The organism is Pseudoalteromonas phenolica, assembly GCF_001444405.1.
GTDB classification, from domain to species: Bacteria; Pseudomonadota; Gammaproteobacteria; order Enterobacterales; family Alteromonadaceae; genus Pseudoalteromonas; species Pseudoalteromonas phenolica.
Genome location: NZ_CP013187.1, coordinates 3,677,064 through 3,692,612, shown reverse-complemented (window position 1 = coordinate 3,692,612; position 15,549 = coordinate 3,677,064). Strand labels below are relative to the sequence as shown.

12 protein-coding genes are annotated in these 15,549 nt (G+C 42.7%); 5 read left to right on the top strand and 7 right to left on the bottom strand.

Annotation, left to right across the window (positions count from 1 at the left end):
• The first annotated feature begins 363 nt into the window (after positions 1-363).
• The gene (locus PP2015_RS16655) at positions 364-1,278 is read left to right on the top strand and encodes a diguanylate cyclase (RefSeq protein WP_058031372.1); all 915 of its coding nucleotides are present in this window, start codon (positions 364-366) and stop codon (positions 1,276-1,278) included.
• A 5-nt stretch (positions 1,279-1,283) separates the two neighbouring features.
• Here the strand turns inward: PP2015_RS16655 and PP2015_RS16650 are convergent, their stop codons facing one another.
• Positions 1,284-1,682 (bottom strand): YbaN family protein, encoded by a 399-nt coding sequence (locus PP2015_RS16650; protein ID WP_058031371.1) that lies wholly within the window; start codon positions 1,680-1,682, stop codon positions 1,284-1,286.
• A 185-nt stretch (positions 1,683-1,867) separates the two neighbouring features.
• Here PP2015_RS16650 and PP2015_RS16645 point away from each other — a divergent pair, with 185 nt between their 5' ends.
• The 3 genes from PP2015_RS16645 to PP2015_RS16635 all read left to right on the top strand — a co-directional run bounded on the left by PP2015_RS16645 (position 1,868) and on the right by PP2015_RS16635 (position 6,193).
• The gene (locus tag PP2015_RS16645) at positions 1,868-2,719 is read left to right on the top strand and encodes a D-hexose-6-phosphate mutarotase (RefSeq protein ID WP_058031370.1); all 852 of its coding nucleotides are present in this window, start codon (positions 1,868-1,870) and stop codon (positions 2,717-2,719) included.
• A gap of 154 nt (positions 2,720-2,873) precedes the next feature.
• On the top strand, positions 2,874-3,128 hold the full coding sequence (locus tag PP2015_RS16640) for a hypothetical protein (protein ID WP_058031369.1): 255 nt from the start codon (positions 2,874-2,876) through the stop codon (positions 3,126-3,128).
• A gap of 191 nt (positions 3,129-3,319) precedes the next feature.
• Entirely contained in the window at positions 3,320-6,193 is a 2,874-nt protein-coding gene (locus PP2015_RS16635; protein ID WP_058031368.1) for a TolB family protein, read from the top strand.
• Between the two features lie 167 nt (positions 6,194-6,360).
• On the opposite strand, the gene PP2015_RS16630 is transcribed toward PP2015_RS16635, so the two are convergent.
• Positions 6,361-7,524, bottom strand: coding sequence for a tetratricopeptide repeat protein (locus PP2015_RS16630; protein ID WP_058031367.1), 1,164 nt, complete (start codon positions 7,522-7,524; stop codon positions 6,361-6,363).
• A gap of 199 nt (positions 7,525-7,723) precedes the next feature.
• Between PP2015_RS16630 and PP2015_RS16625 the strand changes: the two genes are divergently transcribed.
• Complete coding sequence (locus PP2015_RS16625; RefSeq protein ID WP_058031366.1) at positions 7,724-8,335, top strand: PQ-loop domain-containing transporter; 612 nt, start codon at positions 7,724-7,726, stop codon at positions 8,333-8,335.
• An 18-nt stretch (positions 8,336-8,353) separates the two neighbouring features.
• Here the strand turns inward: PP2015_RS16625 and PP2015_RS16620 are convergent, their stop codons facing one another.
• From PP2015_RS16620 to PP2015_RS16600, 5 genes are all read right to left on the bottom strand, one after another.
• Complete coding sequence (locus tag PP2015_RS16620) at positions 8,354-9,577, bottom strand: sensor histidine kinase (RefSeq protein WP_058031365.1); 1,224 nt, start codon at positions 9,575-9,577, stop codon at positions 8,354-8,356.
• A 3-nt stretch (positions 9,578-9,580) separates the two neighbouring features.
• Entirely contained in the window at positions 9,581-10,909 is a 1,329-nt protein-coding gene (locus tag PP2015_RS16615) for a sigma-54-dependent transcriptional regulator (RefSeq protein WP_058031364.1), read from the bottom strand.
• Positions 10,910-10,976: 67 nt separating this feature from the next.
• Entirely contained in the window at positions 10,977-13,439 is a 2,463-nt protein-coding gene (locus tag PP2015_RS16610; RefSeq protein ID WP_058031363.1) for an ABC transporter permease, read from the bottom strand.
• Positions 13,436-14,128, bottom strand: a complete 693-nt coding sequence (locus PP2015_RS16605) for an ABC transporter ATP-binding protein (protein WP_058031362.1) — start codon at positions 14,126-14,128, stop codon at positions 13,436-13,438. Before PP2015_RS16605 ends, PP2015_RS16610 begins: the two co-directional genes overlap by 4 nt.
• Before the next feature lie 9 nt (positions 14,129-14,137).
• On the bottom strand, positions 14,138-15,394 hold the full coding sequence (locus PP2015_RS16600) for an HlyD family secretion protein (protein ID WP_058031361.1): 1,257 nt from the start codon (positions 15,392-15,394) through the stop codon (positions 14,138-14,140).
• Between the last annotated feature and the right edge of the window lie 155 nt (positions 15,395-15,549).

Here is a 15,549-nt window from a genome sequence, read left to right as displayed (position 1 = left end):
GACATTTTTACGACTGGTCTTACCTTGTCATAAGTTATTCATGCTAGTGTCATACGGTCTCAGTTTTTAATGATTAATATGTTGATTTACAAAGCCTTACTTCATAATTTTGAGGGCTTAGTGCGCTTATAAAAAGTTCAAAAATTAAATATTGATAAAGGTGTGCTGGCTAAAAAGTAACTTATTAGGCTAGTATTAGTCAGTTAAATACTTGTTTTTATGTATTTAAGTAGTTGTAACTTCGGTCGATAAAGCGAGTAAGATAACCTGCTTTTAGGTGTTAGCATCAGCATTTGTTCAGATCGGTTAAGTTAAAAAGCTGCAAGGTGTACTCCTAGAATTATTAAATGGAAAAGTTAAGTTATGTTTAAAGATGTCAGTGACCTTGCCAGTTGTGAAGTGCTAATTGTTGATGACTCGGAGTTAATGCGCCGATTACTAGTTGGCTGTTTAAAAGACACGTGCAAAGTGGTTACAGTTGAATCAGCTGAAGAAGCGATTGCATATTGTCAGGAAGAAACACCTGATTTAGTGTTGATGGACTGGGTGTTAGAGGGGATGTCAGGTCTTGAGGCATGTAAAAGAATGCAGGCGACACCGACTCTATCTGAAATACCAATCATTTTTGTGACATCGAATGCGAATGAAGAGAGTCAGTTGCAGTGCTGGGAAGCGGGTGCAGTAGACTTTGTACCAAAACCGATAGTCCCTAAAACATTACAAAATCGTGTCAAAACTCATCTCAAATATAAGCTTCAGGCTGATGTGCTAAGAAACTATTCTTTTATTGATGGCTTAACTGGTATTTATAATCGTCGTTTCTTTGATACGGAAGTAGAAAGGCTACTGAAGCAACGTCATCGTGTTGCTCACTCGCTATCGATGGTGATGATCGACATCGACTTTTTCAAAAAGTATAACGATTATTATGGGCATTTATCGGGGGATGATGTACTTAAGCAAGTTGCAAGTAAACTGAAAGAAATTGTTAGGCGACCGCTTGATTCAGTGTGCCGTTATGGTGGTGAAGAATTTGTAGTATTACTACCAGACACCCCTTTACAAGGTGCGAAGATTATTGCTAAGACATTGGTGCGTGCAATTGCAGGAATGGAGTTGGAGCATAATCAATCTGAGCATCATGTTGTAACTATTAGTGCGGGCGTGTCGTCTGCCACAAAAACATGTGCCTCGGTCGAGTCCTTAATGAAAAATGCTGATGATGCGCTTTACGAAGCCAAAGCAGCAGGTCGTAATACATATAAGTATGCAGAGTAGTCATTTTAAATACTTACTGGCGGTATAGAAGGTTTAGAGAGAATATAGATCATCACCGCCACTTCAATACTTGCTACAAGCGCTAATACCCAAAAAGCAGGTTGGCTGTAAATTAAGATCAAATACCCAAGTAACATGCCCAAGCCTGCACCCCATTTACCCTTAGCAGGGATCACCTGATGATCTTGCCACAGCCTTAATGGCTCGCCGAATTTAGGATGTGTAAGTAACCAGTTAGCGAACTTGGGTGATGAGCGAGTAAAGCAGGCTAACGCGAGAATAAAAAAGATGGTTGTTGGCATTACAGGTAAGGCCATACCTACAAAACCAAGACCCACAAAAAAGATCCCTGCAGCATGTAACCAAAAGCATTTATTAAAGAGTTTAGGAGTGCTTTTGTTCATTAACTAACCCCGCCAACATGTAATATTTTAAGCTTATCACAGAGTAATTAGTTTGCGAGTTTTTCTCAAACATTGTCGTATGACGTTTGCGTGAAGATGCTTCATTTGGACGTTTATATGTTTACTCCAAGTAGGTTTATTCGGTAATGTAGTCGGGTTATCAAAATTTTGAAGTTAGGTGAATTATGGAACTTTCAGCATCAGTTTCTATCCAGCGCACGGAATCTGGACTCGAGTATTTAAATGTCGACGGTCCGCGTTGTAGTGCCAAAATTTTTCTACAAGGTGCACAACTGACAGAGTTCACTCCAGTTGGCAAAGGCAATGTGATCTGGGTGTCAGAAGATGAAGACTATCTAGAGGGTAAAGCCGTTCGTGGTGGTATTCCTATTTGCTGGCCATGGTTTGGTGTGCATAGTGACCCAGATTGGCCAATCCATGGTGTGGCACGCAAGTTAATGTGGCGTGCTGAAGAAGTACATGAAAGCGATGAAGCCATTGTGATTAAGCTTTCATTACCTATGACTTTGGTTGATGAGACCTACTGGCCGCATAAATCTAAGCTTGAAGTTGAATTTCATTTAACAGAACAGTTAAAAGTGAGCCTTACCAATACAAACTTGGGTGATGCCGCATTTACTTTAACTCAAGCACTACATACTTACTTCCCGACGCCGAATATTGAAGCGACCACAGTGGATGGTTTACAAGGCTCGAAGTTTATTGAGTTTGGAGAAGGGCCATTTGATCAAAATGAAGTCGTTGGTTTCGCTCGTGAAACAGACATGGTTTATACGCAAGCTGCACCAGTACAAATCATTCGAACACCAGACGGTAACATTGAAGTGGGTCGCGAAAACTCAACGTCTTGCGTGCTTTGGAATCCGTGGATTGAAAAGTCTAAACGCTTAAGTAACTTTAGAGATGATGAATATAAAACGATGCTGTGTTTAGAAGCGGCAAATGTTATGGATGATGCTGCCGTAGTTGAGCCTGGTCAAAGTCATACTCTGACAACCACGCTGCGCTGGGTATAATGATATAAATTATATCTGAGCCATTTCTGTTTCAATTATAAAAAGCTGCATTGTATGATGTGGCTTTTTTTACAAATCAAACTTGATAATGATTCTTATTTGCATATAATCTGGTTTTAAGGATGGTGTCTGACAATACAAATAAGGAAGAGTGATGATCTTTGTTTTAAGTTTAGCTGTCGTTGTATTAATGATAATGGCTTTAGTCAATATCAGAGCGTATACACCGCTGTTTAAATATCTGCATCATATTGCGACTTGGTTAGCGGCGGCAATTATAGCCAGTGCTATGTTTTATATGGGATTAAGTATGTTATTAGCGGTCACTATGTTTGTGGTGGCTGGTGGTATTTTGGCGTTATTTATCACCTTAGCGAAACCTGCACAGGGCGAGAATAGTTTTTTCTGAATTATCTGAATTTAGAGTCTATTGAAAGTGAATTCAACATCGTGAACGTGGATACTAATCGCTGAGGATAGGTTTACTATCCAGAACTCAGGTTGCATAACACCATGTTACAATTTCATACGGCTTGCCTACATTCTTAAAAATGTGATTCCCTTATGCTTATACGCATATTTGAGAAAGGATCACGGAACATGTATTCAGTTATGAAAAAAGTCGCCTTTGGCTCACTCATGTCTTTGTCGAGCTTGAGTTATGCTGAGTCTATATGGCAAACCATAGAAACCGAACACTTCAATGTGCATTACACGCAAGGACATAAGCGCTGGGCGGAGTCTGCTGCACACGAACTTGAGTTAGTTCGCGATAAAGTACTTGAGCAGCAAAATCGCAGTCTAGAAGCCAAAGCCGATGTGGTGGTCTTCGATCCTTACCATGGTGCAAATGGCTTCGCGATACCAAGCACCGATCAACCTCTAATGGCGTTATTTACCACGCCACCGCAATCAGACACCGTGATCTCTAACAGCAGTGGCTGGCAACAGCTATTGATACTACATGAGTACATTCATTTGGTGCATTTATCTCAACCTAATCGCAGTACATGGCGACAAACACTCCGTGATGTATGGGATCCATATGATATCGCGCTAGCGATCATGCCGCGCTGGGTAGCAGAAGGCTATGCGACCTTGATGGAGTCGAAAATGACAGGTCGAGGCCGTTTATTTGATAACTACACTGAAGCTTTACTCACAGAGTTTGCTCGTCAAGGCGCATTATTACCTTATTCAGCGCTCAACAATGGTAATGACAGTTATTTGAGCGGCTCAATGGCTTACTTGATCGGTGTGCGTTATTTAGCATGGTTAGAAAAAAATTATGGAGAGCAAACTTTAGATGCCGTTTGGACGCGTATGCAGGCAGTGGAGTCTCGTGATTTTGACGAGGCCTTTAAGGGCGTTTTTGGCGATCATCCTGCAAAATTATATAAACGATTTGTAGCAGAATATACCTACTTGAGTATGGCTTCAGCGCAAGACTTACCTGAGTTGGATGCTAAGTTATGGCATGATTTTAAGTTTGACGCTAAAAACCTACGCTTATCGCCAAGTGGTGAATTTATTGCCGTGACTGAACGTGATAGTAAGGGTCGCACTGAGCTAAATATTTATGCGACCAAAGACAATGAAAAAGCTGAAAAAGACTTCAATGAAAAGCAAAAGGCGCTGCTCATTGAAGATCCCAAAGATGTGGCAGACAATGCACCTGACACCTTTGGCAGAATAAAAAAGCACACCCTCACACCAAGTAATTTATCAGGTATCCGCTATGCGCGTTGGAAAGACGAGAATACTCTGTATTTCGTGGCATCAGTGCAAAAACCAAATAATCAGCATGCAGTGCAAGGTGAATTATTTCAGTGGGAACTCGATGACAACCAAGTCACACAATTAACGACTGATGCTGGTATTCGTCGTTTTGCGATAGATACAAAGAACAATGCTATCCTGGCTGAAAAAGTGCGCTACGGTTATTCACATTTAGTGAATTTGGAGCTCAACAATGGCTCTGAAACCATACTCTCCAACAATCATCTTGGTGATACATACGATTACCCTGAGATCTCTGAAAATGGCAATAAACTGGCTTATTTAAAATCAGGGCTAAATCAAAACTGGCAGCTGTATGTACGAGATATGCAAACTCAAAACAGCTTTCAAGTACCTACCCCTAAAGGTTATCAATTCTTAACTCAGCCGAGCTGGTCAAAAGATGGTAATACCTTGTTTTACGTGGCGGGTGTAGAGGGGGCGATTAATCTATATGCTTACGACTTCAGCAAGCAGCAGTTGTTGCAATTAAGCCAAGGTCAGCATGTAGTGAGTTTTCCACAGCAGTTAAACGACAATGAATTGCTGTATCTAGGTGTTTCGTCAGAAGGTCCCGATGCTTACACACTGGAAATTAATAACACTGTCAGCTCGGTCACTGAGTTGAGTAACACTAAGCAAGCCCCTAAACTTTCAAATGCAGCCGTGCAACTTGATGATGCCCAGATTTACCAACAGCCATTGCAAAGTAAACCCTATGATAAGTGGGATCACAGTGCATCCATGACCTTGGGCTCACAGTATTATAGCGCCAGTACTGAAGTGCTACACCTAGGAATAAAAGGGTCTGACTTTTTAGAAGAAGTAAGCTGGCATGTTGGGCTGAGTAAAAGCTTGGGCGACAGCACTTTAGTTGGCGGTTTTGCCGATGTAAAAATGCAACAAGGGAATACCGAGTGGCAGGCAAAGGCTTTTTCGCTTGAACTAGATACCGCAGCGCAAAATCGTGGGGCAGAGGTTGCTGCAATGGCACCGCATATACTGCAAAAAACGGGGTTTAGCGCACAGGTTAGCCATAGTTACCGCCAAAATATGCTGTCATTGACTGGTCATGCTGCCGTTCATGCGAGTGAACTAGACACAGGGGAAGGAAAGCAAGATGAACGCTGGCTCCGTTTAGGGCTTGAACAAAGCTGGCAATATGACAAGCAGTCATTTGCGATTGGTCAGCAAATTAAAGCCCAGTGGCTAGATGGCAAATCAGGCGAGTCAGATTGGCAAGGCTATAATCTTGCTGCGACAGTATTCGGTAAAGCATTTCATATGCCTTTGTATATTCAAGTAGAGCAAGCAAAGCGCGAAGATTCACAGTTGAATTTAGGAGGTTTTAGATCGAGTCTGATTGACCAAAACGTCATGGCAAATACTATCTATAAGCCTGACTTACCTTTCTTTGCTGGCGTTGCCGAGCGGTATCAAGGTTATGGCGGTGGTATGGCAATGTCAGAAGGTGCACCTTGGCTTTACTACCAGCAGCACCAGTTAGACAACCAAGTGTTTGGGCAGAGCTATGGCGTTAAATGGACCACTTGGTTTAATGGCCGTGATTGGAGCGCAAAATTCGCCCCTGCGGGGATCAGTGATCTGCGTATCGATATAGGCTTAAGTCGCGTTGAAAGCGAGCGTTTTGAAAATGAAAACCGCGCCTGGCTAGGGCTTTGGTTTGATTTGTAAAAGCTAATTCGGGTCTACTAATGCTTTAAAGTATCAGTAGACCCTTTGTCTAGTAACTGACTAAAAGTGATTGTTAGTCACTCCTGAATCTACTTTAATGATAAAGGAGAGTATAAAAACCCGAGACTCGTTCTTATATGCCTTCATTTTAGACTACTAACACTCATTTAAAGGGTTAACTCTAAAGACTTTAGCTTCGCTTCGTACATGCCCGTTTTCTCTTGAGAGTCAGACATTTTTATGGCTTCTTCTAAAGCCACTTTGGCTAAGTCATGATGGTTTTGTAAGTAGTAAATTTTAGCTAATTCAAAATGTGGTTCTGGCAGATAAGGATAGTGTTTAATGACAGCGTTGAGGAGCCGTTTCGCCTTGCTAAATTGCGCCTTATTAGTTGCTTTTATCGCGATTTGTAAAAAATCAAATGGGGTTTTTGCGGTTTTTTCTAGCTCAACTTCAAGCTTATCTACCAATACAGTATCGCCAAGCTGGTTAGCTAAAAAGCGATAAGAAGCGATAAGGTTACTGCTTACCAGTTTATGTTCTGTTGCAAATTCAAATAGTTTCTTCGCCGTATCAGTGTCTCCGACACGGCGATGCTGAATGGCTAACAGATTAATAAGTTCTGGGTTGTGAGGCGTAAATTTAAAAGCTTCGTTAGCAAGAGAGTAACTTAAATCAAAATTTCCTTTTATTAGCGCTTCAGAAGCTAAGTTTGCATAAAACTTTGCAACTAGACTTGGATAATGTGCATTGCCAACGTAAAAAGTATTTTGTTGAGGAAAGTAGTCAACTACGGTGCCCTTTCTTATGATTTCGATCCAGTCTTTTTCTTCAGCGTCATCTTTGGGGGCAAATAATTTGGTGTTGAAGTGAGAGGAAACAAGCAATAAATCTTGTTCTTTTTTAAAAATAGGATAAGTCGAAACCTCACGGAAGCTTGTCTCTATACCCGCTAAATTAGCATAGGCTTGAGTTAAAATTGCGAGACTAACACAGTTACCTGCTTGCTTACTTAAAGCATCAGTCGCGGTAAGCGTTTCTCCGTCGTAAGTGAATCCATCAATAGAGCTTTCTAAATACTGAGAAATGGCAGTATCTGCTCTGACCCCTTTGAGTATTAGCTGATTATATTTTTCTAAAAACTTCGCTTGCTCAGCTTTTGGTAAAGAGAAGATTTCTTTCTCATTGGGAACGGGCTCTAACTTAAATAAGGCGTGATTTGCTAATGAAATAGGTGAAGGAATGGCGACTTTTTCTTCTGATTTAGACTGTGTTGAATTACAACCTGTCAGTAAAAAAGTAATAAAAAGAAACACAAATAAATAACGCAAAATACAGCTCCTTGTTATCTGTCAATCTAGCTTTGCACTGCTCAATTTCTATTCTTACCTTGTATGCTTGTATTTGTAAAGTTATTCACTACAATGCGCGCCTTCTTTTAATTATCAATAAAAATCAGTGTTTTACATCGTGTTTTATTGATAGTTACGCCTTATTCACTTGTTCACAATATCGTTACAGGAGCCCGCGTTGTTCGACTACTTGCCGATCGTCTCATCCCTCATTCTTGTCTTTAGTTTTTGGCCTTTAATTAATAAAGTGCGCCTTAATCGCAGCGTGTCAGGACTATCATTGTTGATGATGAGCTTTGGTGTGGCACAAAGTAGTTACTTTATTGCTTACAATTTGTTTTTTGACCGCTTGTTTATGGTTTTGCCATTCGTGGTGACCGGTGCTTTGAGTGCGCTGATCTTATATTACTTTGTGCGCTATAACTCAGATGAAAAGCAACGTAGACAGCTGGCGATAATGCTGCTGTGCTCGGTACTGCCTTTTGGGCTGTTATTATTACCAAATACCGATGCGGCAAGTTTGTTAAATGGCCTAACCTATGTGGGTTTAGTGATGAGCTCTGTCAGAGTTATGCCACAAACTTATAAAACGATTAAAAGTGGGGATGTGTCGAACTTGAGTGCCCGTTACTTTTCGCTGCAATTTATTGCGGGGTTAACCGGGTTGAGTGCAGAGTTACATATGGCGCAAGTGAGTGTGGCGCACGTACTCACGTTTGTGATGATCTTACTGACCAATGCTGCGCAGCTGGCGTGTATTCATTACTATCGCCGCCCTGCGCTGGCTTAAATTTGCGCACAATAAGGGTTAAAGTGGCAAGCGTATTGTCACTTTTGCTCCGCCTTGGTGGTTACTCAAAGAGAGCTCACCCCCATGTCTCTCTATGATGTCTTGGCAGATAGCCAGACCAAGCCCATGTCCTGATGGCTTTGTGGTGTAAAGCGGTGTGAGTGCATTGCTTAAATTGGCAAAGCCTGGGCCGTTATCGCAGACTGTGATCTGTTGCCAACTGCCTATGACTTGATTTTGTATGGTGACTTTTGCGTCTGACTCGGCCGCTTCTTTGGCATTCTTAATTAAGTTAATCAGCACTTGTTCTATTTGTATTGCATCAGCAATTAAATTACTGGCGCCAGAATAGTACAGCTCAACATTTTGCTCATCTGCGCAAGCTTGAACGACACCTTGTAAATCAAAATGCTGAGCATGGGGTTCTGGTAACCGGCTCAGGGTGGCGTAACTTTTTATAAAACTCAGTAGTGATTCGCTGCGGCTTTTGACTCGAGTCAGAGCTTGGCGAGTTTGCGACTCAGGCAGTGGATCGTACTCTAATAAAGTCTCTGCCATCGAACTCATGGGAGTCAGAGAATTAGTGAGTTCATGAGACAAAATACGAATTAAATCAGCTTGACTCTGGCGCTTGGCTTTTTGTAATTGCTCACCAATAAACAAGGCGCTTACCAGCGTGTAACCTTGCTCTTTAAGCTTAAATAATTGTAACTGCCATTGTTGATTGAAATCATCATGACAGACATTATTCTGCGAGATTTTAAACCCAGTCTCAGCTTGTGACATGCCGGTGAGCAATGGCAGATTTACAGTCTGATGCATGCTGTGGTTAAAAAAGCATAGCTTTTGTTGTTCATCGAATACTGCAATCGGTGTAGGCCAGCTCTGCAGCAGTGAAAAAAACAGCGGCTGTTGCTGTGCTTCATCTTGATGAAATAGATTGCTCAGTTGCATACCGAGTTGCGCAATGGGGGCGCTGTGATCGGTAAAGTTTAAACTGAGATTAGTTTGCCCTTGTTGTTTAGCATCCACAAAGGCTTGTAGTTGTTTTATGGGCTCAAACCAAGCTAAATATATGCGGTAGGCCATGTAACTAAACAAGTAAGCTAAGACAGAAAATACGCTGGCAGTGAGTAAAGCATCGCTGCTCCATGTATAAAGTAAAGCGCTGCTCAAAGTGAGTAATAGCAGTACACTAGCAGTTAAGAGTGCTTTTACTTTGAAAGTTTGAGTATGTCTCATGGCTTACTCTGGCAGGTCAATTTGATATTTTTCTAAGCGACGATAAAGCGCATTACGTGAAATACCCAATACCTTGGCAGAGGCACTGATCTGCGATTCATTCGCTGCTAGTACATCCAGAATACGTTGTTTTTCGAGTGCTTCTAAGGTCATTTCTGGCACTTCAGAAGTTTGCTCTGAATGCGTCGCTTCAATCAACAAGTGTGTATCAGCAATGGACTCGTTTTGACAGATAAGCACTGCGCGTTCAAGGGTGTGGCTTAACTCTCTGACGTTGCCCGGCCAGTCATGCGAAAGTAGTCGCTGGCTGGCAGTTTGGTCGAGAGTCGGTCTAGTCTTGTTATATTTTTGACTGTATTTATCAATAAAGTACTCGGCAAGAGGTAAAATATCCGCTTGTCTGGCTCGCAGTGGTGGCAAGGTGATAACAAAGGTATTGAGTCGATAATATAAGTCTTGACGAAATTGCTGTTTAGCAATGGCTTGCGGAATATCCTGATTGGTTGCTGCAATTAAGCGCACATCAACTTTGCTTGGCGCACTCGCGCCCAGTGACGTAAATTGTCCAGTTTCTAATACTTGCAATAATTTAGGCTGTAAATGAATGGGCAGTGCCCCTATTTCATCCATAAATAAGCTACCCGACTGGGCTTGGCTAAATGCCCCTAAACGGTCTGCCTTGGCATCGGTAAAGGCACCTTTTTGATGACCGAATAGCTCGCTTTCGAACAAGTTATCAGTGATGGCCGCCATATTTAAGTTTATCAGGGGGGCTTGGCGACGGTGGCTGAGTTGGTGAATACGCTGCGCTAGTTGTGATTTTCCTGTGCCATTTTCACCCAAAATCAGTAAATTTGCGTCTGTTTGTGCAAGTTGGAGCACCAATTGCTCAATTTGCTGCATTTTCTCAGAGTGTGCGACCCAAGCTGTAGCGCTATCACTTTGCACTTTGACAGGCTCAATATGTCTAGCGATCTGCGCCAATAAGGCGTTCTTGCGCCATGGCTTTTCAACAAAATCTTTTGCGCCGAGTTGCATACCTTTTACTGCAAGTTCAATGTTTGCCCACGCGGTCATTAAGATGACGGGAATATTCAGTGCGGTAAGCTTAGGCAGTAAGGCGAGGCCCTCTTGGCCTGAAGTGGTATCGCGAGAGAAATTCATATCAAGCAAAATTAAGTCGGGTGTCAGACGCGTTAATACTTGTTGGCAGGCAAATGGGTTTTCGGCTTCAACAACACGGAAACCGGCTTGCTCGAGTAATAAACTGAGCGCGAAACGTATGTCGTCATGATCATCGACAATTAAAATGCAGGGCTTTGATATGGGCATGAATATATGTACTTCTTTCTAGGGCGGCTACCATAGCCGCCCGGTCCTTGATTCAGAGAGTTAGGTATTATAACTCTCTTAGTGCGCGCATCGGGTCGGCATTGATAATACGCCAAACAACCCAAGTAATGGCTGAGAGTACGATAGCAAGCAAGGCAAAACCAAACAAGCCCAGTGCCGTCCAAGAAAGTGCTGGCAGACTACTGTGGTTTTGTTGAAGCACGCCGTAGCCAATACTTGATAGCGCAATGGCAATGCCTGCGGCAATCAGTAATAAAGGCGTGATGTTTTGCAAAGTGCGCTTCAGTAATGATACTCGGGTTGCCCCCGTTGCCATTCTGATGGCCAGTTCAAAACGCTTTAATTCACTAAAACCAACCGCCATGGCATTTGAGCCAACAAAAGCCAGTAACAAGGTTAATACACATAAACCTGAAATAAAGTAAAAGCGAATGCGATCTTGCTCGATATGCTTGTCCCAAATTGAGGCCAGTGAATCAAACTGTAACTGTTTTACCTTTGGATGTGCACTTAACATGGCTGTTTCAAGCTCTGATTGCTTGAACGTTTGTCCCTCAGGCAGTTGCATCATGATGTAAAGCCCTGCTTCTGCTGTATTCATGATAGGCGCGAGTAAGATTGGGTAGCCTCGACCTTTGCTGACAAGGCTGTAATGATCAGCAATCACACCAATGATTTGTAAAGTACCTATTTGTTTACCTATGGCTGATTCAATCGTGCCATCCTGAGATAGTTGCAATGCCAAAGGTTCATTAATAATCGCGACTTGTGCCAAGGAAGTTTGCTCTTCTGCTGTTATGTTACGGCCAGCAAGTAGCTTCAGTCCAAACGCGTCGATATAATCAGCGCCAATATTTTTGTACATATAAGTGATTTGCTGATTAGTGTCGGCATCGAAGTTCATAGAAATCATCATGTTTTCACCAAATGGTTCACCTTGAGAATCGAGTATATTCAGCTGCGGCTGAATGCTTAATGCAGCAGATGATAACTGTGCTTTGATATCAAGGATTTCTAAGTTACGACGCTCTTGCTCCTCGCTTCTTTGTTGCTCTTCTGTCGGTAGTGGAGTATCTAACCCCTCAAGGTCAACTTTCACCATCATGGTATTGCCTGGTGTGAAGCCTAAATCGACATTTACCTTGTTGTAAGTTGCTTCGGCTAAGAGGGCTGTACCTGTCATGATCAATGCGGCCGAGCTTAATTGTGCGATAAATAATGCTTTAGTCAGCGGGCTCATTTTGCCAGCATTCACCCCTTTGTTAGAGGTATTGATGTGTTGATTTAGTGCCGTCGAATCACACTGGAATATGGCTGACAGAGAGAAAACAGCATTGATGATCAAGACAATGAATATGGCCATACTCACAGTCACGAGATCTAAATTTACCAGTGAAAGCATTTCAATATTGCCACCGCTGATAATAGGCAGAGCACGAATAAGCCAAGCACAGGCAAACAGGCCAACGAGTGCAGAGAGTAAAAAGAGTGGAAGGTTTTCTAAAAAGGCGATGATAAATAAACGCTTTCTCGGAGAACCTAGGCATAGGTGGGTGGCAAACTCTTGCTCGCGCTGTTGATAGTGAGACAAGAACAAGTTGAATAAGTTTAAGCTCGCCATGAACAGTAATGCAGACACTGAGATAAATAGAAAAACAATCAGTGTGTTTTGATCTTTCATTAAATGTGCGCGATAAAGTTCAACTTTGCTAGATGTACCCATTTGCTCGAGCATATCTACATAGGTTGCTAGTTCAGCCTCATACTTTGTGAATAATTGCTGCCAAAATTGGGTGAGCATTTCTTCGGTAAATACTTGATTTTGCGTTTTGATAAACAGTTTATTTGAACCGCCAAAGCGATTTGAGGGAGTATCGGCTAAGTGACTCGCTAAATCAAAGAACTGCCACGTTTGCTGCGAAACGATATCATCCATACTATAAAACGAGCGAAAATCAGCGAATACTCCACGAATAAGCAACTGGTTTCCTTCGAGTTCTAATTGTCGACCGACCACATTTGAGCTGCTGGCAAAAGCGTTACGCCATAGGCTCTCAGATATCCACACAGCCCCCTCTTGATTACTCAAGTTTGGCATCTCACCAACTAATAGTGGCGTATTGGCAATAACTGTTTGAAAGTTATTTGAAGCAGTTAGCTTAGTAATGGCCAGGTTTTGATCGTTGACCTGTACAGAATTGGCGCGGGCATGCAAGGTGGCAACCTCACCAATCTGCTTATAATAATCGGCAAATTCAGCGGCGCCGTGGCGGTTAAATATCGAGATTTTAAAGTCTTCAGAGACCTGTACCTGCCTATCAACATAATAAATATTCTGCTCGCCTTTAATGTCTGGCAAAGGCTTAAAAATTAGATTGCTACTCATAGCAACGACGGTGAGTACGGCGGCTAAGGTTAAGCTTAATGTGATCAGTACAGGCAGGGCTAACCTTGGTTTTGTGATCAGCCTTTGCACCCCATGTTTCAGCGCGCGTTGGTAAATACTCATGCTACCGCCTCCTGCTGCTCTACTAAGACTTTGCCATCAAATAAACGAATTTGGCGTTTCGCCATACGGCTATAACGTTCGTCGTGTGTCACCATGACAATGGTGGTACCTTGACGGTTGAGCTCTAATAACAGCTGCATCACGGCATCACCATTTTGACTGTCTAGGTTACCGGTTGGCTCATCCACGAGTAGCAGATCAGGTTCACCCACTAAAGCACGAGCAATCGCAACTCGCTGTTGTTGCCCGCCAGAAAGCTGGCTTGGTGTGTGATCTAAGCGACCTGTCATATTAACGGCGGCAAGTTGTTTTTCTACGGCGGATTTAATGTCTTTTTTGCTCGCGCCACGATGTTCAAGAGGTAATGCCACGTTTTCGAATACAGTTAAGCTATCGATCAAATTAAATGACTGGAATACATAGCCAATATGTTTGTTTCTGACTTGCGAACGCTGATCGACATTGAGGGTTTTTGTGTCTATGTCTGCCAATACATATTGACCGTCAGATGCGGTATCAAGTAACCCTAAAATACTGAGTAATGTCGATTTACCACAGCCTGAAGGGCCAGAAATAGCTATGAACTCGCCTTCTTGAATTTGTAACGACACATCTTGCAACGCATGCGTGTTTACTTGTCCTTGCTGATAGATTTTGTTGATGTTGTTAATGGTCACTAAAGTTTTCATGTGCGTTCCTTATAGTTTGTCGTTATCAAGCGCAAGCTGACTGAAATTATGCCACTGACTGAGATCAGATGTGATAACTATGTCACCGACTTTTAGGCCGGAGTGAATGAGAAGGTATTGTTCGCTCAGCTCACCAAAGCGAACTTGTGTTTGTGTAAGCTGTGCTTGCTGAGCTGTTTTTTTGTAAAGCGGTTGCGTGCCTAAAGGTGAGAGACCTGGACGCTGTGCGATATAGAGCGCATTTTCAAGGTGTTCTAAAAACACTAAGGCATTAACTGGCTGTGCAGGACGTAAGTTAGCCGGTGCGCCTTCATTAAAGTGCACTTCGGCAATGATAAAACCGTTTTCAACCACTGAGCCGAGTTGTTGCACAGTGCCCGAAAATGCCCCTTGTGGGTGTTTTAAGTTAACTTGCGCGCCCAATTGAACGCGTTCAGCAAGACGCTGAGGAATATTAATGCGCGCCATTAACTGAGACTTAGAGCCAACACGTGCCATGGCCTGACCTTGAGATACGCGCTGCCCAAGTTCAATGTCGAGCTGCTGTAATGTGCCTTCGATGCCTGCTGTGACGGTGAGGTTCGCCACTTTATCGGCGATGAGTGTCACTTGTTTTTGCTGTTGATTAAGCTGTATTTGTTGTTGTTCAAGTTCAAGTTTGTGCATTTCTTGCTGCTTTTCGAAACGATATTGCGCAAACTGCAATCGTTTTTGCAGTTGCGACAAACGTAGCTCGGCACGTTCTAATTCTATCTTGGCGGCGATCCCTTGTTGCGCGAGTCGCTGGTTTACATCTACATCGAGTTGTGCAGCCTGAATTTGGCTTTGCATATCGGCCAGCTCAGCTTGAAAGTTGAGTTGTTCGTTTTGCTTTTGTAATTTAAATGCCGCGAATTCTGAGTGCATACGTTCTAGCTGTGATTGGCTTTCAAAGAGTTGCTGGTCAAGATCTGGGTTACTTAACTTCGCGATGATGCTAGTGGGTGTGACCTCCGCACCTGCGCGTAAAAAGATTTCTGAGACCTGTGCGGTTTCGGGCGCACTGATCAAACGCTCGTAGCGTGAGGCGTATTCTCCGAGCACAGGAATTTTAATATCGAGCGGACCTTGCTGAACCGTAGCTGTTTCGAGCTCAGCGATCTTTAAAGTCGGTATTGACGGGTTATTTAGCCAGAAAACGAGTAATGCAAAAGCCATTAACCCCGCGGTTAGCCAAATATATTTATGTTGTTTAGGTTTGTGCTGAGTGGTGGTCGAAATATCCATGTAAAACCTGCATATAAGTAACTATGCTAATGATTAAGGAAGTCTTGTGCCAAAATTGAAAGTTATTAATTATCAGTTTCTTACGGTTTTTTATGAGTGGTTTCTAGATGACGTGTGTGCGGTAACGAACAAGGGGTGTTCGATTTCGGGCAACT